Below are 22,977 nucleotides of genomic sequence, written 5' to 3' on the forward strand. Positions count from 1 at the left end.
ATGCGTTTATTATTAAAGAATGCACATTTGTATCGTCATGAATCATTCAGTGATACAGATGTATTGATTGAAGATGGCATCATCAAGAAGATTGGTGCATGTAATGAAGAAGCAGATAAAGTGATTGATCTTCATGGAGCACTTTTATCTCATAACTTTATTGATATCCATACACATCTTCGTGAACCTGGCTTTGAACATAAAGAAACTATCTCTACTGGTAGTGCATCCGCACTTTATGGTGGATATGGAACGATTGTTGCAATGGCCAATACATTACCTTGTATGGATGATCAGGAAACAATTAAAGACTTTACAAAACGCTGCGAAAAGGATGCACAGGTCAAAACATATACTTATAGTGCTATCACAGAAGAATTAAAGGGTCAGAAGGTTGTTGATATGGAAGAAAATATCAAACAGCCAATCGTTCTTGGTTTCTCAGATGATGGTAAAGGTGTTCAGAAAGATGAAAAGATGGAAGAAGCCATGACACGTGCAAAAGCACTTGATTCTATCATCGTCGCTCATTGTGAAGATGAATCTGAATTACATGGTGGCTGCATTCATGAAGGTCATTATGCTAAAGAGCATGGCTTAATTGGTATCAATAGTGCAAGTGAATATAAGCAGGTAGACCGTGATTTACAGCTTGTAGATAAGATTCACAACAGATACCATATCTGTCATATTTCTACAAAAGAAACAGTTGCATTACTTGGTGCAAGCCGTGCACGTGGTGAAAGAGTTAGTGGTGAAACATCACCTCATCATCTGATTTTAACTGAAGATAACATCCAGGATTGTCATCCTAACTATAAGATGAATCCACCTCTTCGTACAAAAGAAGATCGTGAAGCGATTATTAAGGCCGTTAATGATGGCGTCATTACTGTTATTGCGACAGACCATGCACCTCATTCAAGAGATGAAAAGAATAAACCAATTGATAAAGCACCATTTGGTATTATCGGTTTACAGCATGCTTTCCCATTAATCTATACATATATTGTAGAAGAAGGCCTTATTAAGCTCGAAACAGTTCTTGACTGCTTGACTTCTGGCCCTGCAAAGACACTTAACCTAGATGCTTCTATTGAAGAAGGTATGAAGGCTGATCTATGTGCTTTTGATTTAAATAAGGAATATACAATCAAAGAAGAAGATTTAAAATCTAAAGCATGCAATACACCTTTCTTAGGATGGAAGGTAAAAGGTGAATTAATTATGAATATTGTCGATGGACAATTATTAGTGGAGGAATAAAATGAAGAATTATCAGGATTTTCTTACAATCAACTACAATAAAGAATTAATTCCTGGTCTATTTGAAATGGAACTTGAAGGAGAAGGGGCTTCATTTATTACAGCACCTGGGCAGTTCATCAATATTAAGATCAATGACTCACTTCAGCCATACTTAAGAAGACCAATGAGTATTTTAGATTACGATGATACACATATTAAACTAATCTATCGTATCAGAGGTGAAGGAACTAAGATTCTTTCAGAAAAGAAACCAGGAGAAAAACTTGATGTATTAATTGGTCTAGGTAATGGTTTTACTGATACTGATTATAATGAAGTTATCGTAGTAGGTGGCGGAAGTGGTACACCTCCTATGTATGGTCTAGCAAAAAGACTTATTGAAAAAGGTGTAAAGGTGACTGCAGTATTAGGTTTCAATGGTTCTTATGATGTCTTCTATGAAGAAGAATTCAAGAAGCTTTGTCCTACTTATATTTCTACAATGGATGGCACTTGTGGTACTAAGGGTACAGTCATTGATGCCATTAAAGAAAATAATTTAACATTTGATCATTACTATGCATGTGGTCCAGAACCAATGTTAGATGCATTAGTAAAGAACTTCCCAGATAATGGTTCTCTTTCTTTTGAAGCAAGAATGGGATGTGGCTTTGGTGCCTGCATGGGATGTTCATGTAAAGTAAAAACAAAACCATATAAGAGAATTTGTGTAGAAGGACCAGTTCTTTCTTCAGATGAGGTGATTATCAATGGCTAATTTATCTGTAAAACTACCAGGACTTGATATGAAGAATCCTGTTATTCCAGCAAGTGGCACTTTTGGATTCGGTTATGAATTCACTAAGTTCTATGATATTAATGTATTAGGCTCTATGAGCTTAAAGGGTACAACACTTGAACCACGTTATGGTAACCCACTTCCACGTATTGCGGAAGGACCTTCTGGTTTATTAAATGCGATTGGTTTACAGAATCCAGGTGTTGATGAAGTCATTAAAACTGAATTGGTTAAACTAAGAGAAGTTTATTCAGGTAAGGCAATTGCGAATATTGGTGGCAGCTGTATTGATGATTATGTACAGACTGCTGCAAAATTAACTAAAGAAGATTGTATTGGGGCATTAGAATTAAATATCAGCTGTCCTAACGTTCATGCAGGAGGAATGGCTATTGGTACTGATCCTGCTATGGCAGCAGAAGTGACTCGTGCAGTAAAAGCTGTCATTACTAAACCACTTTATGTTAAGTTATCTCCAAACGTCACTGATATTGTGGCAATTGCGAAAGCAGTAGAAGAAGCGGGTGCTGATGGAATCTCAATGATCAATACTTTAGTTGGTATGCGTTTTGATATCCGTTCAGGTAAGCCTATTATTGCGAATAAGACAGGTGGTTATTCAGGACCTGCTATCTTCCCAGTTGCTTTAAGAATGGTTTATCAGGTCTCTCAGGCAGTGAATATCCCAGTTATTGGTATGGGTGGTATTTCTACTGGTAGAGATGCAATCGAAATGATGATTGCAGGTGCAAGTGCTGTACAGGTTGGTTGTGCGAACTTAGTAGACCCATATGCATGTCCTCGTATTATTCAGGAAATGAATGATGAACTTGATGCAATGGGTATTGAAAACATCACTGATATTATTGGAAAATCACATCAATATAAATAAAGAGTGCCTAGCACTCTTTTTTATGTTATATTAAGTGGTGCGAATAAGGAGGATTATAAATATGGAACTCAGTCAATTATTAAACCCTAAACAGCTAGAAGCAGCCACTTATCTAGATGGACACTTAAGAATCATTGCCGGTGCCGGTTCAGGTAAAACACGTGTCATCACATATCGTATTGCATATTTAATTGAAGAAGTAGGAGTCAATCCTCATAATATTCTTGCTATCACATTTACTAATAAAGCAGCTAATGAAATGAAGACAAGAGTAGAATCTATTCTTGGTACCTCTTTAGGCACAACAATCTGTACCATCCACTCTTTATGTGTCAGAGTACTTAGACAACACTCTACTGCCATTGGTTATCCTCATAACTTCATTATTATGGATGAAGAAGATCAGAAATCACTTATAAAAAAGTTATATAAAGAAAAAGAAATAGATCAAAAATCAATCAGTATCAAATCTATGATCAACTATATCTCTTCATATAAGGTTAACTTTGTTTCTCCTGCCAAAGCCGTACAGTTAGCGGGTAATATGCCAGGAGAAAAACATAAGGCAGAAATCTATGCCATGTATGAAAAATATAAAGAAGACCACAATATGATGGACTTTGATGATCTTCTTTTAAATACATTAAAGATCTTCCAGGATAATCCTGATATTGTATCGAGATGGTCTAGACGTTATCAATTTGTCCATGTAGATGAATTCCAGGATGTTGGTTCTATTGAATACAACCTTATTCATTACTTTGCCCAGGATTCTATTGTCTGTGTTGTAGGAGACCCAGACCAGACAATCTATTCATTTAGAGGCAGTGATGTGAACTATATCATGAACTTTGATAAAGACTATCAAAACGTTAAAACTGTTATACTAGATCAGAATTATCGTTCGACTAAAACAATCCTTGATATCTCTAATAATCTTATTAAGAAAAACAAGAACAGATTAGAAAAAGACTTATTCTCTGAATTAGAAGAAGGAGATAAAGTGATTCATTATGCAGCAGTAAATGAGGATGCAGAATCAAAATATATCTGTGATACAATCCAGAAGATCACACAATCCGGTGTATCTGAATCCCATATTGCGGTACTCTATCGTGCGAATTATTTATCTCGTTCTATTGAACAGGAAATGATTCGCAGACAGATTCCTTATAAGATCTTTGGTGGATTAAAATTCTTTAATCGTAAAGAAGTCAAAGATGCTTTAAGTTATATTAGATTAGTCGTTATGGGTGATGATTTATCTTTTGAAAGAGTCGTCAATACACCATCTCGAGGAATTGGTGCGAAGACTCTAGAAAAAATCACTTTGACAGCTTCAAGACATGGTATCTCTAATTATGAAGCAGTCTGCTTCTTCTTAGATGAAACAGGTGTAGGTGGTAAAGCTAAAAAAGGCTTAAAGGAACTTGTAGAAGTAATTGAAAAGGCAAGAGTCTCTGATAAGAGTCTAGCAGATATTTATGAAGATTTATTAAAGGATACGGGTTATTTGAAACTGATGAAGGATGGGCAGGAAGATAACCGTATTGAAAACTTAATGGAATTAAAGAATTCCATTGATACTTATGTCAATACTCATCCAGAAACACCTGATTTTGAATCATATTTACAGGATATTGCGCTCTATACATCTCAGGATGAAGAAAAGACAGGTGACTATGTTTCACTTATGAGTATTCATATGGCGAAAGGACTAGAGTTTGACTATGTCTTTGTATCAGGTCTCTCTGAAGGCATTTTTCCTTCTGAAAGAACAATGAGTGAAGGAGGAGATGAAGGATTAGAGGAAGAAAGAAGACTAGCCTATGTTGCCTTTACACGTGCTAAAAAGCGTCTTTATTTGACTGATAGCCAAGGCTTTAGCTTTGTCTCTCAATCTCCTAAGGTCACATCTCGATTTGTAGATGAAATAGGTCGAAATCATGTCGAACATGTCGGAAGACCTTCAAAGTTTAAGACACGTCATTATGTTCATGAATCTTACACAGATTTAATTGGAGATAATGGTGTAAGTGACTGGAAGGTGGGAGATTTAGTTAATCATGATATATTTGGTAAGGGTGTTGTTGTCAAAGTCAATGGACCACTTGTCGATGTTGCCTTTGAAGTTCCTCATGGAATCAAGACCTTAATGGGAAATCATCATGCGTTAAAGCGCTTATCTAACTGATTTTCGGTTTTATTATCGAGAGAATTTTGTTATAATACCAAAAGAAAAGGAATGAGTAAGATGTCATTTGAAAGACTTAATGAATTAAAAGCCTTATTGAATAAATACAACTATGAATATTATGTACAGGACAATCCTACTGTAAGTGACCAGGAATATGACCGTTTAATGGAAGAATTAATTCGTATTGAACAGGTCAATCCTGCCTGGATCACTACTGATTCTCCTAGCCAGAGAGTGGGTGGAGAAGTATTAGAAGGTTTCAAGAAGGTGACACATCAGCGTATGATGATGTCACTCGGTGATATCTTTAATGAAGATGAAGTTTATACCTTCAATGATCGTGTCACTGATGTGATTCCTAATCCAGAATATATATGTGAGCTGAAGCTGGACGGTTTATCTGTATCGCTTGTATATCAGGATGGTGTTTTACAGTATGGAGCAACAAGAGGAAACGGAACTGTGGGTGAAGATATTACGCATAACGTTAAAACGATTCGTTCTATCCCTCTTCACATTGATTTTAAAGGACCACTAGAAGTACGTGGTGAAATCATCATGCCTAAAAAGGCATTGGAAAGATTGAATGAAGAGCGTACTGATGCAGGTCTTCCTCTCTTTGCGAATTGTCGTAATGCGGCAGCAGGCAGTATTAGACAGTTAGATAGTCGTGTGGCGGCAAAAAGAGGCCTTGATGCCTTCTTATATCATGTGCCAGAAGCATCTCAATTAAATGCTTCTACACATTATGAATGTTTAGAGAAAATCAAGGATCTTGGATTTAAGACAAATCCTTATACACGTAAGTGCAAGACTATTCAGGAAGTATGGAACTATATTGAAGAAGTAGCAAAACTCAGACCAACACTTCCTTATGATATTGATGGTGTGGTTATTAAGGTCAATGACCTTGATTCACAAAGAAAACTAGGTTATACAGCAAAGGTACCTAAATGGGCGATTGCTTATAAGTTCCCGGCTGAAGAAGTGATTACTAAACTTAAAGATATTATCTTCACAATTGGACGTACAGGGCAGATTACACCGAATGCAGTCCTAGAACCAGTACGAGTTGCTGGTTCACTTGTTCAGCGCGCAACGCTTCATAATGAAGATAATTGTATACGTAAAGATATTCGTATAGGTGATGATGTTATTGTAAGAAAAGCAGGAGATGTCATTCCTGAGGTTGTTTCTGCTATTAAAGAAAGACGTACTGGTCATGAAATACCTTTTAAGATGATTACGGTATGTCCTAAATGTGGTTCTCTACTTGTAAGAAAACCTAATGAAGCCGCTTATTATTGCGTGAATGAAGAATGCGACTCAAAGAAGATTGAGAAGCTGATTCATTTTGCAAGTCGTGAAGCAATGAATATTGATGGACTTGGTGATAAAATCATCGAACAGTTCTATAACTTAGGTTTTGTGACATGTATTGAAGATATTTATCATCTTGGTGTACATGAAAAAGAAATCATGGACATTGAAGGTTTTGGAAAGAAATCCATGGATAAACTCTTAGAGGCAATTGAGAATAGTAAAGTAAATTCTCTAGAAAAGCTTTTATTTGGTTTAGGTATTAAAGGAATTGGAGCAAAGATGGCAGATACACTTGCTTATCATTTTGGTTCAATGGATGCACTTCTTAATGCAAATTATGTACAATTAACAAGTATTAAGGATGTAGGTGATACAATTGCATCTTCTCTGGCAGCATTTAAACGTAATGAACGTAATTTAGAGTTGATTGCACATTTAAAGGAATTAGGACTCAATATGGATTATTTAAAAGTCCGTCAGGAAGGTGATAATCCATTTAGAGATAAGACAGTCGTTATTACTGGTACATTAACACTTATGACAAGAAAACAGATTAAAGATTATCTAACAAGTCAGGGTGCAAATGTCACAGGTAGTGTATCAAAGAAAACAGATTTAGTGATTGTTGGGGAAAATCCAGGATCTAAATATACTAAAGCAGTTGATCTTGGTATTTCAATCATGAATGAATCAGCATTTAAGGAGGCTAGCGGACTATGAATAAATTTTTAAAAGCTCTTGTTAGCATCATGCTTATTTTTGCGACAGGATGCTCCAGCAAAACAGTAAAAACATCAAGTAGTACAAAAGAGTCATCTGCTAAGACATTTGATGGTAATTACTACAACATGATTAATAATGGACGTTCTAAAAATAGTGAGAAATTCTATTTGAACTTCAGTAATACAAAGGATTTAGTAACTATCGGTTCAGGATTACAGATTCTTTCCACAAGTCATTTCTCTACAAACGATTATTATTTATCAGAAGGATTAGAATTAACACCAACCGATTATAATAATCTTCTAAAAAGAGATGTGGCAGGAACTAAAGAAGAAGATAAGAAATATCCTGATACATTACAGATAGAAAGTGGTAAGACTTATGAAGGATTACAGAGTCCTGTTCTTGTATCTAATTTAACTGAACAGGATTATTATAAGAAGAGCGGTTCTGGTTATGTATTAAAAGGTATTTCTATTGCGCTTATTCTTGATCCTAAAGAACAGATTGATGGTAAACTTTCTTCACCTGCAGTGACGCTCAGCGATGAAAAGTTAAGAAACTATTCACAGCAGTGTGTTAAGAAGATTTATAAGTATATCCGTTCAAATAAGAAAAAATTAACAGATATTCCAGTTATGATTGGTGTATATCGTGCTAACAATAATGAAATATCTGAAACAAATGGTAATTATATTTATGAAGCATTTTGCGAAGGTGGCAGTGCTGGAACTTTAAAGAAGGTTAATCATGAAAATGTCTTCTTTACTAGTTCTCGTGCATCTAAGTTAGATCCAGCCACTGCTTCAGATTTTGCGACAATCAAGTCTAACTTGAAGAAGGCTTCTACAGAAGCGGCTGGTTTAGTTGGTGAAGCCAACTACATCAATGATACAATTCAGACAATGAAAATCACAGCACACTTGAATATCAAGACATATACAGAATTACTATATCTGACTTCAGTGATTGCTGATAACATTAATAGTAAATTCACACAGGACTTTAATATTAAGGTTCTTGTGTATTCACAGGATGAATTGATGGCTGTGATTATTAAGAAAAAAGGCGAAGATGCAAAGACATCTATATTAGAACAGTAGGAGGTCAATTATGGACGATACAGATTTAATGTTGAAAAAACTAGGAAGAAAAACCATGTTCAACATCACTGACGAAGAAATGCCAGCATTAAGAGAACAGTATGAAGTATTCATGAGCCATGTACAGGCACTTGATGAAATTGATACTGAAGGTGTAGAACCTCTCGCATTCCCTTATGTGGTTGAAACAACATTCTTAAGAGAGGACGAACCTAATCATGTTATTAGTACAGAAGATGCATTAAAGAATTGTAAGACTGTACAGCGCAATCAGATTAGAGTTCCAAAGGTGGTAGGATAATGGTGACACATACTATTGAAGAATTACATGAACTTTTCAAAAGCGGAGAGTTAGATGTAAAAGAATATTATAAAGAATTATTTGAAGAAGCAAAGAAACAACAGGAAAGACTCAATGCTTTTGTAACTATTACTGAAGAAGAAGCATACAAAGCAATTGAAGCACCTATGACTGATGATCTTTTATCACATATTCCATATGTATTAAAAGATAACTATAACACTAAAGGTATTAAGACAACTGCATCAAGTAAGATGCTTGCTGATTATGTACCAGTATTCAATGCACATGTTGTTGATTTATTAAATCAGCATGGTGTAGGTTTGGTAGGTAAGGCTTCTATGGATGAACTTGCTATGGGTGGTACAAACAAATCAGCACTTACTGGTCCAGTACATAACCCTTGGGATACAAGACGTATTTCCGGTGGTTCATCAGGAGGATCTGCAGCACTTGTTGCAAGTGGTCTTATTCCATTCGCATTAGGTAGTGATACAGGTGACTCAATCAGAAAGCCAGCTGGATTCTGTGGTATTGTTGGTTTCAAGCCAACTTGGGGCAGAATCTCTCGTTATGGTGTTATTCCTTATGCATCTTCATTAGACCATGTAGGTGCATTTACTAGAAATGTGCGTGATATGGCTATTGTGACTGAAGCATTAGCAGGTAGAGATAACCGCGATATGACTTCATCAAATAGAGAAGTACCACATTATTTAGAAAACTTAACAACTGATATTTCTGACTTAAAGATTGGTGTTTTAACTACTGTATCTAATGAAGTAAGAAATGAAGAAGTAAAGAAGACTTTTGAAAATGTTGTTGAAACATTAAAGTCTCTTGGTGCAACAGTTGAAGATGTTGAAATGGATAAGAAGCTTATGAAGACTTTACTTCCAACATATACAATTATTGCGAACTCAGAAGCAACAAGTAACCATTCATGCTTAGATGGAGTCAAGTATGGAGATAGACAGCAGGGGGATACTCCTGATGACGTTATGATCAATTCTCGTACTGATGGTTTTGGTGATCATATTAAGAGAAGATTTATTCTAGGTAACTTAGCTCTTGCCACTGAAAATCAGGAAAAGATGTTCAGAAAAGCACAGAGAGTAAGAAGACTTGTTGTAGATGAATTAAATAAGATCTATGAAAACTATGATATCATCATTGCACCTAATGGTGGAGGTGTTGCACCTTTAATTGATGAAGCAGCTGAAGATTACTTAAGCGATGAATATATTATTCTTGAAAACTGGTTATGTCTTGCTAACTTTGCAGGTACACCATCTATCTCTATTCCTTCTGGATTTGTAGATAATATGCCAGTGGCTGTTAATATCTCAGGACGTATTTTTGAAGAACAGACTGTCTTGAATGTTGCTTATGCATTAGAAGAAGCATTAGGATTCAAGAACCAGTATAAGAGGGAGGACTAAAGATGGATTACGAAAGAGTCATCGGGCTAGAAGTACATTGCGAATTAAAGACTAATTCAAAGATGTTCTCTGCTTCGCCAGTTACATTTGGTGAAGATCCAAATACAATGATCAATGAAGTAGACATGGGGATGACAGGAACATTACCATGCTTAAATAAAAGAGGTGTAGAATTCGCTATTCGTGTATGCCATGCATTACATATGGAAATTGATGAATTACTCTGCTTTGACCGTAAGAATTATTACTATTCTGACCTTCCTAAAGGTTTCCAGATTACTCAGGATAAAAGACCGATTGGACGTAATGGTTATTTAATGATTGAAGTCGATGGAGAAGAAAAGCGTATCGATATCGAAAGATTACATATGGAAGAAGATACTGCAAAACAGCTTCATTTAACTGATTATTCATTAATCGATTACAACCGTGCAGGTATTCCACTTATCGAAATCGTTACTAAGCCTTGTATCCGTTCAGGTAAAGAAGCAAGTGCTTATCTTGAAGCATTAAGACAGGTATTCTTATATACAGAAGTATCTGATGCAAAGCTTGAAGAAGGTTCTATGCGTTGTGACGTCAATGTTTCCATTCGTCCATTTGGTCAGGAAGCATTTGGTACACGTACAGAAATCAAAAACTTAAACTCTATCAGCAACGTTCAGAAGGCAATCGATTATGAAGCGGGACGTCAGCAGGAAGTTATTGAATCTGGAGGAGAAGTCCTTCAGGAAACAAGAAGATATGATGAAGTAGAAAAAATCACTACAGTCATGCGTTCTAAAGGGGATGCAGTAGACTATAAGTACTATACTGAACCAAATATCTTACCAATTAGACTCGATCATGCATGGGTAGAAAGAATTAAGAATGAATTACCTATGATGGCTGGAGAAAGAGAAAAGCATTACGAAGAGGAATATGGTATTCCTAAGGTAGATGCTAAGATTCTTGTTTCTACTAAGTCTATGTCTGATTACTTCAATGAAGTTATTAAATATACTAAGAATTACAAGAATGCATCTAACTGGTTATTAGGTGATGTATTGGCTTTCTTAAATAAGAACAATCAGTCTTATGATGATATTGAATTAAATCCAGAATACCTTGCTAAGCTAATCAATTTCATCGAAGATGGTACAATCTCTTCTAAACAGGCTAAGAAAGTTTTTGAACCAATGATGACAGAAAATAAAGATCCTGAAAAGATCATTGAAGAAAAGGGTATGAAACAGATTTCTGACCCTAATGCTTTGAAAACTATGGCGAATGAAGTATTAGATGCAAACCCACAGTCTATTGAAGACTATGCAAATGGTAAAGACCGTGCAGTAGGATTCTTAGTAGGACAGGTTATGAAGAAGTCTAGAGGTCAGGCTAACCCTGGAATGGTTAACAAGTTACTTGTTGAACTTCTTAAAGAAAGAATTAAATAACTATACTTTACTTTATTTCTTTGGTAAAATAGAAGGGTAAAGTAGGTGATTAATGTGTCCAAAGAAAGATTTCATTTTGATGATGAAGAAGAAGTAGTTATCCAGACACCTAAGAAGAAAGCTGAAAAGAAGCCAACTCCTAAAGAAATGGGTATTGAACCTTCTAAAGAACCAAAAAAGAAAATTCAAACTAAATATATTGTGCTTGGAATCGTTGCAGTACTTGTACTTGCATTCGGAATCTATTTATATAGTGCTTTAAAGGATGAAGGACCTGTATACGGTGACCGCTGTGAAGGACTTGTAACAGTTCAAAAAAGTGTTTTAGATGACACAATGAATGAAGCAAAGTCTAAATACAGTTCTATTGCATCTATTGATATTGAAACAGCATGTAAGCAGTTCAAGGTAGATATTGTCTTTAATAATGGCACATCTGCAAAGACTGCAGAAGAAGTTTCAAAAGAAGTTGTGAAAATCCTTGATTCAAAAGGTGGTCAATCTGCTTATGAAGGATCTTCTTATTCAGAATTATTGAATAAGCATAATGGCGTAAAGCAGTATGAAGTGAATTTTTATCTAACTGGTGGTAATGATACAGATTATCCAATCTATGGTACTAAGCAGGCTGGTAAAGATGATATCGGATTTACTCTTTCATCAGTAAAGGATCAGGAAACAACAAATAAAGCGAAAGCAACTGAGCAATAAAATGAAAAGCGATTTCTAATCGCTTTTTTTTGACGAGGAGGATATATATGAATAAGAGAGATAAGTTTATAGGTGAATGTATCGATTATACACATGATGGTTTAGGTGTTGTAAAGCAGGATAATACAACTATTTTTGTAAAGAATCTATTACTTCATGAAGTGGCTGAAATAGAAGTTATCAAGGTGCTTAAGAGCTATTGTGTAGGAAGAGTAGTGGAATTAAAGACACCTTCTAGTGAACGAATAGAGCCAAAATGTGAGTGTTTTAAGCAGTGTGGTGGCTGTTCTTTAATGCATATGTCAGATTGTGAACAGCAGTCTTTTAAGACAAATAGAGTAAAAGAAACATTCTTAAAGATTGCTCATCAGGATCTGGAAGTAAATGACTGTTTGATGGACATGGACCCTTATCATTATCGTAATAAGGTGCAGGTTCCTTTTGGTAAGAAGGATGGTCATATAGTCTCTGGATTCTATAAAGCACGTACAAACGATATCATTAATAACGATTACTGTCTTATTCAGAATGAATTCTCTAATAAGGTCATTAAACGCATTAAAGAACTCTTTGAAGAGTATCATATCCAGCCTTATGATAAAATTACTAAATCAGGTAATATAAAGCATGTCTTAACTAAGACAAGCTATCATAAGAATGAAGCGATGGTTGTATTTATCTCTTATAAAAAGAAGATTCCACATATTCATGAAATCATTGATATTTTAACGAATGAATATCCAGAAATACGTACAATTATTCAGAATATCAATCCACGTCATGACAATGTGATATTAGGCGAAGAAGAAAAAGTATTATATGGTGAAGGGTATATTGAAGATACACTTCTAGGTAATACTTATAAGATTTCTATGAAGTCTTTCTATCAGATTAATCCAAGACAGGTAGAAGTACTTTATTCTAAGGCCATTGAATATGCAAAATTTAAACCAACGGATGTCGTTATTGATGCGTATTGTGGTATAGGTACTATTTCTTTGACTCTCGCGAAACATGTGAAGAAGGTTTATGGTGTAGAAGTCGTTCCACAGGCAATTGTAGATGCAAAAGAGAATGCTGAAAGAAATCATATTACAAATGCTGAATTTGTATGCGATGATGCAGGTCATTTCATGACTGAATTTGTAGAAAGAAATGAAAAGGTGGATTGTGTTATGGTGGATCCACCTAGAAAAGGATGTTCTACTGAATTCCTAGAAAGATTGACTACACTTTCTCCTGAACGTATTGTCTATATTTCATGTAATGTAGCGACTCAGGCAAGAGATTTAACTTATTTAGTAGAAAAGGGATATAAGCCTTTAAACGTACAGCCGGTAGATATGTTCCCACATACGCCCCACATCGAAAATATTTTATTGTTGAGTAAATAATATGTTCCCATTTGATGACGATCCACATACTGCCTGCATAGTATGTAGGCATGTATTAAATAAAGAAGAAGCTATTACTTATATAACTCATGATGAAGATGGTATGTGGCAGTTCTTATGTGATAAAGAACATTCTATGGATGATGCAAGGATTGTATCTTTAGAAGAAGTCTATGCATTAGACCCTTCTATTGGTGAAGTAGCAGATATGCCTTGTGGTTGTTTTTTTAATAAAAAGAAATAATGTAATGAATCCTCTTATGTAGGGAAGTTAATCTTTAGAAAAAAGAAGAATTAGATCTTGTAATGAATTTTTGTCTTAAGTTGATAAGTGAAGCGATGAAGTTTTTCCCGGATTAAGAGAAAAAAGCAACAGTTACTGAAGTGCTAAAAGCAAATCAGACTGTTGCTTTTTATGTGTTTATAATCAAATAAACTTCAAAAGCTGATGTAAAGTGTGTGGTTCAGTGTTTTTTGAAGTAGTAATACGAGTATCAAATGGCTTAAAATGATTCTTTGTATAAAAACTCAGAAGAAATTCATTATCTTCACATTCAAGAAACTCAATAACGCCACCTACAGAATGTTTGATACTAGATATAGTTTCTAGTGCAAATCCCAATAGAATATTTCCTGAGATTTGTTTGTTCATCGGAAGAGAATAGTTCTTTCCTAACTGTGCAATCAAGTAAGCCGCTGTGGTATAGGACTGTGTTTCTTCATTTAAAATACTGACACGTGACAGCTTTTTTGCCATTGTTTTGCTGATGTTTGAAGCACGGATTGAGATTGGTTTTACTGTAAGTGAAAAATATCCAACTAATGAAGCATCTTCATCATCAAACACTAGATAAGTAACGGATTGATCTTTTTTGGTAAATTCAATCGCATTATGTGACAAAAAGTATTCTACATCCGGATTATTTGGACAAGAAAAATCGGAGAGCAAATCGTAAAGACTTTCCTCTCCGATATATGTCAGTTCATCTTTATCCAAATATGCTCGAATATTTACGGTTAAATATCTACTAGACATGTTTTTTCTTCCTTTTTGCCATTAAAGCTAAGATTTCCTGTGGGTTTGTTAACTGACGTCCAGGGAGCGTCTGCTTTGGTGTACGGTCACGATCTGCTTCGTCAATTGCTTCTACAAAACGCTTTACGCTATCGGGATTAGATATAACAAAATTATGAGTAATACTTGAACTAGCCATACTAACACCTCCTTTTAATTGGCCTTTTTATAGTTTATGCAATGTGAGATGAGAATATAATCTCGAGAACAAAAATTAATTTAAAATTGTAAATAAGCCAATTATTTAGAAGTCAACAATGGTTGGCGTTATTATATAACGGAACTGTTGTATTTCTGTTTTAATTATACGATTAATGGAGAAATGCGTCAATATGGATATAGCTAAAGTGAAAAGTTAAATTCCACTTTAAAACAGAACGAAACAAATGTGGAATTTACTCGTTCAGGATAATGTTTTCATAAGAATATCGGATATTAAGTCTGATATTCTTTTTGTTTTAGAAATGGAAATTAGTCATACGTATATAAGAAGTGTGACTTTAATCACAGAAATCATTGTATTTTAAGGCACAATAAAGCTATGGAATTTCGTTCATTTTTTTCGGGTGTAAGACTAAATTCCACTTTAACTGCATGTGCTATTGTCAGTCTGCATCTCATGTTTCATACATTCTCCGAATGATTTTAGTTATCTTCTTTTAATAAATATGGTTTTAAAATTATTTCATCATTTTCTATTTTCTTGATTCCAAATTCTATGAATTTCTTATATAAATCTGGACTTAGGAACTCCATCATCTCCAGCGGTGACTTTCCTTTTAGGTTCTCCTTTGGCTGGGAATTGATGTGGGATGCCATGAGGTTAGCCTTCTCCTGTGAATCAAAACCGAGATCCTTGAGATCTGCTTCTTTAGGGCATATGTAACGTATCTCTTTGTGGTTGTTCTCAAGACTTCCTTTCTGGCATGATTGCATAGGATCACAGTAAAAGACATGAGTCCTCATGCTGCCATCATTGTCCTTTTCTAGTCCATCTGCATCTGAGAATTCAGTACCTCTATCTGTCTTGATGACCTCCACTTCCTTTACAAAAAGGTTTTTTCCTAATATTGATTCAAGAAGGGCTACGCCTTCAACCATAGCCTTTGCAGTCTTCTCTTCATGGTATATAATGAACATGAAAGAGTAAGACAGGAACTTAAAAGTCTGCATGAAGGGACCGCTTTGCCCATTGTAGACGGTATCCATCTCGACAATACTAACGTTGTCATGATCGTCAGTATATGAGATGAAATCCTTATAGGTGCGGCCTATCAGGAACTTTCTGTCTTCTCTTTTTTTATATTTGACAGAATCCTTCTTTGATATTCTTCTTGTCTTGACTCTTAAGTCAATATCAAGCAGGCCGAACTGTCTAAATACGCCAGATTCTATGTAATTGTATAATGTCTTTTCAGAAATATTCAGTTCAGGATGAGAAGTGATGATCTGATATGGTGAATGACCCTTCTTAACAAGAGGGACAATGACATCAGCTAAAGCCTTAAGTTCGCTGTATGTCATGTTTATTCCTTCTCTTGATTCAATGAGATCAGCCATATATTCCTTATTGGCGAGATCTGCAGAATATGTGAACTTGTCAAATCTACAGTGCTGGAATTTAGGACACCCGTTGCAGGCACCAGGAGATCTGTCTCTTCGCTTGCATTTAAAAACTACCAAATCAGCACAATCCTTACATACATGATGATGCTTGCATCTGTCCTTGTTGGCACATGCAGGATCAAAACTGCAGTAATGTGAATGTTTTCTATGTGCCTTTATTTCTTTGCCTATAGTTGATTTATCCTTCCCAAGAGTTGCAGCGATAGAAGCCTTGGTAGCACCATTTTCTATCCCTCTCTCAATGATTTGTCTTTCTGAAAGAGTAAGATGTAAATTCTTATTTGATTTAGCCATGATAATCAGCCTTTCATGAAATAGAGAAACAGACATCACGGTAATTATATACCTGAAGGAGAAAATTCAACTATTGAAGGTGTAAAAGTAAATTCAACTGTAAGAGTAAAATCAACTGGAAAGATGTGAAAGACTAAACGCAACTTTGACCCGCCTAAAGTGGAATTTAACTTTTCACTTTAGACAATATGGATATACGAAGTGAAAAGTTGTTTTAAAAAAGTGTATAATATAAATAAGGTTCAGATTACAATATTACACTGACAACACAACAAAATGTCAATTACAGATGTCTGCTGAGTACATGCACTGAAATTAGCGATTATGTAATAAACGAAATGTTGGAGTTTTGTAGTTATGAACCCTTTAGCAATTTTGGTGGCGATTGATAGACAGAACTTAAAAAGGAGGGCTTATGAAAGGTTCAGAAGCAAAAATGCTTGGATTCATGGAAGGTGCTGACAAGCGTTACGTGATTCCGGTATATCAGAGAAAATATAATTGGAAATATGAAAACTGCCAACAGTTATATGATGATTTAAAGAAAATAGTAATTGATGGGAGAGACAGTCATTTTTTTGGTAGTATCGTTTCTGCTGTTGTACCTAATGGCAGTAAAATAGAATATCATATTATCGATGGACAGCAGAGATTAACAACAATCACATTATTACTTTTAGCAATTAGTAATCTTATAGCTCAGGGAAAAGTTAAGACAGATGAAGGCAGACTTGATGAGCAGATAAGAGAGCGTTTCCTAATTTCGCCCTGGGCTAGTGAAGATGACAAGATTAAGATACGTCCTGTTAAGAGCGACAGGGAAGCACTTGTGAAATTATTTGGTGATGAAGAGGATTATGATTATAGTTCTAACCTTACAATAAATTATCAGTACTTTTATGATAGGGTGATGAAAGAAGAGGTTCCGGTTGCTGATTTATATACAGCTATTGGTAAGCTTGAAATCATTAGCATTACATTGGATCAGGGAGATAATGCTCAGCTTATTTTTGAAAGCTTAAACTCTACTGGCCTAGCACTTACTGAGGGTGATAAGATCAGAAATTATGTATTGATGGGTCTTCCGACTCAGGATCAGACAAAGTACTATGATACATATTGGTCTAAGATTGAAAAGTGCACAGCTAATGATGTGAGTGGATTTGTAAGAGACTACTTAAGCATTAAGCAGCAAGTTACACCTACTATCAGCAATATATACAGAGCATTCAAGAACTATGCGGAATCTGTATCACTTCCAATTGATACACTACTTGCTGATCTACTTCGTTATGCAAGATTCTTTGAGAAGCTTCTTATATGTAAGAGTGGATTAAAAGAGCAAAAATTAGATGACTGTTTGTATCGTTTGAAGCGTTTAGAGATTGTTGTGACTCGTCCGTTCTTGATGGAAGTATTGAGACTGTATCAAGATGGTAAATTAACTAACAATGATATGTTAAGAATTTTCTTGATTACAGAGAATTATTTGTTTAGAAGAAATATTTGTGAAGTGCCAACTAATGCATTGAATAAGATTTTCTTGAATTTGAATAAAGAAATCATTCGTTACGATAATACAGCAGATAATTATGTTTCTAAATTCATTTATGCTTTGCTTTCTAAGAAGGAAAGTGGTCGATTCCCGGATGATGAGGAATTTGGATTAGCTCTTTCAAAAAAGCAGGTCTATCAGATGCGTGGTAAGTATAAAGCTTATCTTTTTGAGCGTTTCGAAAACTACGGAACCATTGAAACAAAGGATGTTTACACACATTTTGATAATAATGTTTATACTATTGAGCATATTATGCCTCAGCATTTAACTCCAGCTTGGAATGAAATCTTAGGTGCGAATGCTGCAGAAATTCATGCAACTTGGCTTCATCGCTTAGCTAATCTTACTTTAACTGGATATAATCCTAGTTTGAGCAATAATACTTTCATTGAAAAGCGTGATGCCAAAGAAGGTGGATATAAAGCGAGCGGATTAAAGATGAACCAGAAGATTGCGATGAAGGACACATGGGGATTAGCAGAACTTGAAGAACGTAATAAAGAAATGATGGAATTAGCAATGAAAATATGGGCTTATCCAGAGACAGACTTTGTTCCATCAGAGAAAGAGTTTGATTCATGCACTTTAGATGATGAGAACTTTGATCTAACTGGTAGAGATATTGTTAAGTACAGTTATTTAACAATTGAACAGCCTGTAACAAGCTGGACTGATATGTTTGAGCATGTAGTAAAGTTTCTTCATCATAAGGATAAGTCTGTTCTTATGTCGCTTGCATACAGCAATAAGGAAAACACAGACCTTGCTGTATATGTTGCTAATCATGAATCTGATTTGCGTAGTGCAATGAAGATTGATGATAATTTATATATTGAGAAGAATACAAGCACAACACTTAAGATGTCTATTCTTCGTAGAATTTTTGCGTTGTATGATGCAGACCCAATGGACTTAGTTTTCTATCTTAAAGACTTAGAAACTAAAAAATCTTCAGATGTAGGTAGATGCGAAATCAGAAGGCGTTATTGGGAATATGCGCTTCCAATCATTCAAAAACAACACTTCCTTCGTGGAACTTTCAGTGGATGTAATCCGACAGCATCTAATACTGAGTCTGGATATTTTGGTATCAGTGGTTTCTGCATCAGCTGCGTTGCGAATTACGATAATGCAAGAGTTGATTTCTATTTGGGTAATGGAGATATCAAGAAGAATAAAGACACTTTCGATATGTTTTATCAGCATAAGAATGAAATCGAAAGCAGGCTAGGAATTTCACTTGATTGGGATAGATCAGACAATAGTACAGCGTCTGTGATGAGTTATCATCTTGGTGGTGTGAGTATCACCAATGAAGCTGACTGGCCAAGGATGGCTAAGTTCCACGCTGAGTGGAGTGATAAGATTTGTGGTGTTATGCTTGAATATTTACTCAGTGATGAAGAAAAGAGACATTATGCAATCGCATCGATTCTCAAAGAATGGGTACAGACAAAGGAAAATACACATCTTGATGCCGTCAAATGCAACAAAACGTATACTCGTTTTACAACAGACGGAATGACTGCGATTCTTCCAGATATACCAGATGCACCTAGTGGATGGAATACAGATAATCACTACTTCTATGAAATCATAAATAGAAATGGTAAGACAACATATATTCAGTTGTCCATCAGTTCAAAGAATATTTCTGATGATTTCAGAGCTATCTGCGATAATATAAACAAATACTATCCAGCTAAAAGGGGCAAGGAAGATTGGCAGTGGAGACTTCCATTTAAGACTTCAACCATTGAACTTGATGAAGAATTAGATAAGGATGTTATTTTTGCTAAGCTTAATGCTTGTATGCAGGAGATTCTTGTGTTTGAAGCAGACTTGGCAAATAAACTTAGTCAATAAGTATAAGAATTAAGATTGAAATGACACTCTTTATCTAAAGCTGCGACTAAAAATCTCATCCTTATAACAATGAATAGACCCTGTATTAAGGATAGGTTACTGTATCATGTTCCTCTTTACAGGGTTTTTAATATTTTTAATATTGAATGATAAACAGAGTAGTATTAAAATTTATATATGAAAGCGAGGAGATAACCAATGAGTAGAAGAGCTAATAGAATACCTGTCGTTCTTGACACAGGTAATGTAAAAGAACTATCTCAAGAAGATATCAAGATGATCTTAAGAGCTGCTGATATGTGTATTATGAAAGCAGGAAGAAATATGCTTGCTAAGATATTAAAAGGTTCTAAGGATAAGAAGGTACTAGAACTTAAACTAAATGAATGTCCTGCTTATGGCTATTATCATGATATGAAATTAGCTGATATCATGCATTATATTGATTGGATGATTGATGAAAATTATCTTCAAATTAAATATGAAGGGCGTCTTCCATTATTGGTATTTTCTGATCAAGGCTGGGAGATAGAGAAAGAAACATATGCTCAGGAATTGTATCAGCAGTTCTGTTTAGATGTAAAAGAAAATAATCCTCGTGTCATTCATAAACTGATCAAAGTAAATAGAAAGGTTATTTTACGTATACTTGATATTATTGAGGAAGAAGGCAATAAGGAATTTATTCCTTGTTTAGAAGCTTATAAAAAAATAGAAACAAAGAGAATTGGTAGACGTATTATTGAAGTAGAGAAGACAATTAAAGATAAAGTGTAGGAGTCATCATAAATGGTGGCTTTTTTCTTATATAAGAATACATTATGTAATGTGTGCAAGATTAAAATGCAAGAACAAGAAATAACTAGTGATGAAATCTATGAAAATAGCAGTATTGTTGATTTTACAATTACTGGATATAAGAATGATGAGAACCATTTTATTCTACAGAGGAATTGTTTATATCTGCAAAAACCAAGAAACGCACTCTGCTGGCAGACAAGATTACTGGCGACAATATCTACAAGGCACTCATTTTTTGATAAGCTGTATGTCAAAATGAACGAAGCTGAGAAACGAGAGTTTCTGTCACAGTTAGTAGATAATGTACAGATTTACGAAGAACGCAAAGAGAGTGGTCCGTGGCTGAAAACCATAGAATTTAAGTTGCTGATTATAAAAAAGTTTACACTAAGTTTGGAAAACGATACACAAAATGAAAATATCTTGTTGTTGAGTAAGTAGTATATATTATTGAAATATTTCTGCTACGTTTCAATAGTAGAGGGGACTAGGAGATAGCAAAGCTATCTCCTTTCTTCTATGCAAATTCATATAGTTATTTTGGAAGAATCCTCCTTCTTAGTTTTGTGATATACATATTATTTATCTAGACTGTCTGAAAATATCCTTAACAACATGTAACAAAATAGAAATTCATATTTTATGAATAGAATATCAGATGTTCATTCATGAATAAAAGCGGTATCATTTAGGAGCAGTAAGAGTGATGTACACACAAAGCAAAAAAAGAAGGAGAAAATATGGAAAACAACAGTAAAAGTAGTGTCGTTTATCAGGGGAAGATTCCTGGTAGAGTAAAATATTCATTCGCATTTGGTGCATTAGGTAAAGACTTGATTTATGGTATGATTGCCACATTCTCAATGATCTATTTCACAGATATCATTAAGGTTGCACCAGCATTCATCGGGACAATGTTCTTCGTTGCAAAGATCTGGGATGCCTTCAATGATTTATTTATGGGTATGCTTGTAGATAATACAAGAAGCCGTTATGGTAAATTCATTCCTTGGTTAGTAGTAGGAACATTAATTAACGCATTTGTATTCGTTATTGTATTCACAGATTTCCATCTTACAGGTGTAAATCTTTGTATCTTCGCTTCAGTTATCTATGTATTATGGGGTATGACTTATACAATCATGGATATTCCTTATTGGTCAGTTATTCCAAACTTAACTTCTGATCCAGAAGAACGTGAAAAAGTATCAGTACTTCCAAGAATCTTCGCAAGTATTGGTCAGTCATTAATTATTGCTGGTTTTGGTGTTCAGATTATCAAGGGTCTTGGTGGAAATTATATTGGTTATCATAGATTCGCATTAATCATCGCAGCTACATTCATTTTCACTATGGCAGTATGTGTCTTAAACCTTCCTAAAGTTCAGACAAATGATGAAAAAAAGGAAAAGATGAAATTCAGAGACATCTTCACAGTTATTAAGAAAAATGACCAGTTAAGATGGGCAGTATTATTAATTCTATTATATAACGTTGCTATTCAGGCAATCATGGGTGTTGCCACTTATTATTTTAGTTATGTATGTAATAACGCTGGTATGTTATCAGCTTTCATGATCAGTGCTTCAGTTGCTGAAGTTGTTGGTCTTCTTATCTTCCCTAAGGTTACTAAAGCATTATCAAGAAAGAAAGCATTCTTATTCGCATGTGCATTACCTCCAATTGGTTTAATCTTATTACTTGTTGTTGGTTTTGTTTGTCCTACAAATATCTTGTTAACTGCTATTGCAGGTATTATTGTTAAGACTGGTACTGGTCTAGAACTTGGATGTGCAACTGTATTCTTAGCTGATGTTGTAGACTATGGTGAATATGTATTAGGTGACAGAAATGAGGGTGTTGTCTTCTCATTACAGACATTAATCGTTAAATTAACAGCCGCCTTCACTTCACTCGCAATTGGTTTCGTACTAGAACTTACTGGTTATGTTCCAAATGCAGTGCAGTCACTTGCGACACAGAACTCAATTCGTGTATTAATGTGTGTTGTACCAACTATTGGTGTTATCTTAGCTTATATCGTATTTAAGAAGAAATATAAGTTAGATGATGAATTCATGAAAAAAGTTGTAGAAAAAATTAATAGTTAATTCTAAAGAACAGGCTGATTTTATAAACTGAAATCGGCTTGTTCTTATTTCGCGTATATAATAAAAAGTGTTATGAT

Annotated in this window: 19 protein-coding genes; 16 read left to right on the forward strand and 3 right to left on the reverse strand. The window is 34.8% G+C overall.

Annotation, left to right across the window (positions count from 1 at the left end; translation table 11 throughout):
- From NQ499_RS05145 to NQ499_RS05200, 12 genes are all read left to right on the forward strand, one after another.
- A complete protein-coding gene (locus NQ499_RS05145; RefSeq protein ID WP_006506611.1) occupies positions 1 to 1,266 on the forward strand; it encodes a dihydroorotase in 1,266 nt (421 codons plus the stop codon).
- A 1-nt stretch (position 1,267) separates the two neighbouring features.
- Entirely contained in the window at positions 1,268 to 2,026 is a 759-nt protein-coding gene (locus tag NQ499_RS05150) for a dihydroorotate dehydrogenase electron transfer subunit (RefSeq protein ID WP_006506610.1), read from the forward strand.
- On the forward strand, positions 2,019 to 2,939 hold the full coding sequence (locus NQ499_RS05155) for a dihydroorotate dehydrogenase (protein ID WP_006506609.1): 921 nt from the start codon (positions 2,019 to 2,021) through the stop codon (positions 2,937 to 2,939). Before NQ499_RS05150 ends, NQ499_RS05155 begins: the two co-directional genes overlap by 8 nt.
- A 61-nt stretch (positions 2,940 to 3,000) precedes the next feature.
- On the forward strand, positions 3,001 to 5,133 hold the full coding sequence (locus tag NQ499_RS05160; RefSeq protein ID WP_006506608.1) for an ATP-dependent helicase: 2,133 nt from the start codon (positions 3,001 to 3,003) through the stop codon (positions 5,131 to 5,133).
- Positions 5,134 to 5,193: 60 nt separating this feature from the next.
- Positions 5,194 to 7,179 carry an NAD-dependent DNA ligase LigA gene (gene ligA, locus NQ499_RS05165; protein ID WP_040390126.1) on the forward strand — a complete coding sequence of 662 codons (1,986 nt, stop codon included), beginning with the start codon at positions 5,194 to 5,196 and terminating at the stop codon, positions 7,177 to 7,179.
- Entirely contained in the window at positions 7,176 to 8,285 is a 1,110-nt protein-coding gene (locus tag NQ499_RS05170) for a CamS family sex pheromone protein (protein ID WP_006506606.1), read from the forward strand. Before ligA ends, NQ499_RS05170 begins: the two co-directional genes overlap by 4 nt.
- A 10-nt stretch (positions 8,286 to 8,295) precedes the next feature.
- Positions 8,296 to 8,586, forward strand: coding sequence for an Asp-tRNA(Asn)/Glu-tRNA(Gln) amidotransferase subunit GatC (gene gatC / locus NQ499_RS05175; protein ID WP_006506605.1), 291 nt, complete (start codon positions 8,296 to 8,298; stop codon positions 8,584 to 8,586).
- Positions 8,586 to 10,028: an Asp-tRNA(Asn)/Glu-tRNA(Gln) amidotransferase subunit GatA gene (gene gatA, locus NQ499_RS05180; protein ID WP_006506604.1), complete on the forward strand. Its 1,443-nt coding sequence runs from the start codon at positions 8,586 to 8,588 to the stop codon at positions 10,026 to 10,028. Before gatC ends, gatA begins: the two co-directional genes overlap by 1 nt.
- A 2-nt stretch (positions 10,029 to 10,030) precedes the next feature.
- Complete coding sequence (gatB, locus tag NQ499_RS05185; RefSeq protein WP_006506603.1) at positions 10,031 to 11,464, forward strand: Asp-tRNA(Asn)/Glu-tRNA(Gln) amidotransferase subunit GatB; 1,434 nt, start codon at positions 10,031 to 10,033, stop codon at positions 11,462 to 11,464.
- A gap of 54 nt (positions 11,465 to 11,518) precedes the next feature.
- Entirely contained in the window at positions 11,519 to 12,175 is a 657-nt protein-coding gene (locus NQ499_RS05190; protein WP_050772187.1) for a hypothetical protein, read from the forward strand.
- Positions 12,176 to 12,222: 47 nt separating this feature from the next.
- Entirely contained in the window at positions 12,223 to 13,569 is a 1,347-nt protein-coding gene (rlmD, locus tag NQ499_RS05195) for a 23S rRNA (uracil(1939)-C(5))-methyltransferase RlmD (RefSeq protein WP_006506601.1), read from the forward strand.
- A gap of 1 nt (position 13,570) precedes the next feature.
- On the forward strand, positions 13,571 to 13,813 hold the full coding sequence (locus tag NQ499_RS05200; RefSeq protein ID WP_215656724.1) for a hypothetical protein: 243 nt from the start codon (positions 13,571 to 13,573) through the stop codon (positions 13,811 to 13,813).
- A gap of 183 nt (positions 13,814 to 13,996) precedes the next feature.
- Here the strand turns inward: NQ499_RS05200 and NQ499_RS05205 are convergent, their stop codons facing one another.
- From NQ499_RS05205 to NQ499_RS05215, 3 genes are all read right to left on the reverse strand, one after another.
- The gene (locus NQ499_RS05205) at positions 13,997 to 14,605 is read right to left on the reverse strand and encodes a hypothetical protein (protein ID WP_006506599.1); all 609 of its coding nucleotides are present in this window, start codon (positions 14,603 to 14,605) and stop codon (positions 13,997 to 13,999) included.
- Positions 14,598 to 14,783, reverse strand: a complete 186-nt coding sequence (locus NQ499_RS05210; protein ID WP_006506598.1) for a cupredoxin domain-containing protein — start codon at positions 14,781 to 14,783, stop codon at positions 14,598 to 14,600. Before NQ499_RS05210 ends, NQ499_RS05205 begins: the two co-directional genes overlap by 8 nt.
- Before the next feature lie 506 nt (positions 14,784 to 15,289).
- Positions 15,290 to 16,564, reverse strand: coding sequence for an IS30 family transposase (locus NQ499_RS05215; protein WP_259848576.1), 1,275 nt, complete (start codon positions 16,562 to 16,564; stop codon positions 15,290 to 15,292).
- Between the two features lie 415 nt (positions 16,565 to 16,979).
- Here NQ499_RS05215 and NQ499_RS05220 point away from each other — a divergent pair, with 415 nt between their 5' ends.
- The 4 genes from NQ499_RS05220 (at position 16,980) to melB (ending at position 22,900) form a co-directional block, all read left to right on the forward strand.
- Positions 16,980 to 19,988, forward strand: coding sequence for a DUF4268 domain-containing protein (locus tag NQ499_RS05220; RefSeq protein WP_006506319.1), 3,009 nt, complete (start codon positions 16,980 to 16,982; stop codon positions 19,986 to 19,988).
- A gap of 198 nt (positions 19,989 to 20,186) precedes the next feature.
- Positions 20,187 to 20,765, forward strand: coding sequence for an RQC-minor-1 family DNA-binding protein (locus NQ499_RS05225; protein WP_006506318.1), 579 nt, complete (start codon positions 20,187 to 20,189; stop codon positions 20,763 to 20,765).
- A 66-nt stretch (positions 20,766 to 20,831) separates the two neighbouring features.
- The gene (locus NQ499_RS05230; protein ID WP_238319883.1) at positions 20,832 to 21,230 is read left to right on the forward strand and encodes a hypothetical protein; all 399 of its coding nucleotides are present in this window, start codon (positions 20,832 to 20,834) and stop codon (positions 21,228 to 21,230) included.
- A gap of 299 nt (positions 21,231 to 21,529) precedes the next feature.
- Positions 21,530 to 22,900: a melibiose:sodium transporter MelB gene (gene melB, locus NQ499_RS05235; RefSeq protein ID WP_006506316.1), complete on the forward strand. Its 1,371-nt coding sequence runs from the start codon at positions 21,530 to 21,532 to the stop codon at positions 22,898 to 22,900.
- Positions 22,901 to 22,977: the final 77 nt, after the last annotated feature.

Origin of the sequence: Catenibacterium mitsuokai, assembly GCF_025148785.1 — a bacterium.
GTDB classification, from domain to species: Bacteria; Bacillota_I; Bacilli_A; order Erysipelotrichales; family Coprobacillaceae; genus Catenibacterium; species Catenibacterium mitsuoka.

Bases quoted from the DNA above. Each gene is read 5' to 3' on its own strand.
- NQ499_RS05145 (WP_006506611.1), top strand. From the start codon at position 1: ATGCGTTTATTATTAAAGAATGCACATTTGTATCGTCATGAATCATTC.
- NQ499_RS05150 (WP_006506610.1), top strand. From the start codon at position 1,268: ATGAAGAATTATCAGGATTTTCTTACAATCAACTACAATAAAGAATTA.
- NQ499_RS05155 (WP_006506609.1), top strand. From the start codon at position 2,019: ATGGCTAATTTATCTGTAAAACTACCAGGACTTGATATGAAGAATCCT.
- NQ499_RS05160 (WP_006506608.1), top strand. From the start codon at position 3,001: ATGGAACTCAGTCAATTATTAAACCCTAAACAGCTAGAAGCAGCCACT.
- ligA (WP_040390126.1), top strand. From the start codon at position 5,194: ATGTCATTTGAAAGACTTAATGAATTAAAAGCCTTATTGAATAAATAC.
- NQ499_RS05170 (WP_006506606.1), top strand. From the start codon at position 7,176: ATGAATAAATTTTTAAAAGCTCTTGTTAGCATCATGCTTATTTTTGCG.
- gatC (WP_006506605.1), top strand. From the start codon at position 8,296: ATGGACGATACAGATTTAATGTTGAAAAAACTAGGAAGAAAAACCATG.
- gatA (WP_006506604.1), top strand. From the start codon at position 8,586: ATGGTGACACATACTATTGAAGAATTACATGAACTTTTCAAAAGCGGA.
- gatB (WP_006506603.1), top strand. From the start codon at position 10,031: ATGGATTACGAAAGAGTCATCGGGCTAGAAGTACATTGCGAATTAAAG.
- rlmD (WP_006506601.1), top strand. From the start codon at position 12,223: ATGAATAAGAGAGATAAGTTTATAGGTGAATGTATCGATTATACACAT.
- NQ499_RS05200 (WP_215656724.1), top strand. From the start codon at position 13,571: ATGTTCCCATTTGATGACGATCCACATACTGCCTGCATAGTATGTAGG.
- NQ499_RS05205 (WP_006506599.1), bottom strand. From the start codon at position 14,605: ATGTCTAGTAGATATTTAACCGTAAATATTCGAGCATATTTGGATAAA.
- NQ499_RS05210 (WP_006506598.1), bottom strand. From the start codon at position 14,783: ATGGCTAGTTCAAGTATTACTCATAATTTTGTTATATCTAATCCCGAT.
- NQ499_RS05215 (WP_259848576.1), bottom strand. From the start codon at position 16,564: ATGGCTAAATCAAATAAGAATTTACATCTTACTCTTTCAGAAAGACAA.
- NQ499_RS05220 (WP_006506319.1), top strand. From the start codon at position 16,980: ATGAAAGGTTCAGAAGCAAAAATGCTTGGATTCATGGAAGGTGCTGAC.
- NQ499_RS05225 (WP_006506318.1), top strand. From the start codon at position 20,187: ATGAGTAGAAGAGCTAATAGAATACCTGTCGTTCTTGACACAGGTAAT.
- NQ499_RS05230 (WP_238319883.1), top strand. From the start codon at position 20,832: ATGCAAGAACAAGAAATAACTAGTGATGAAATCTATGAAAATAGCAGT.
- melB (WP_006506316.1), top strand. From the start codon at position 21,530: ATGGAAAACAACAGTAAAAGTAGTGTCGTTTATCAGGGGAAGATTCCT.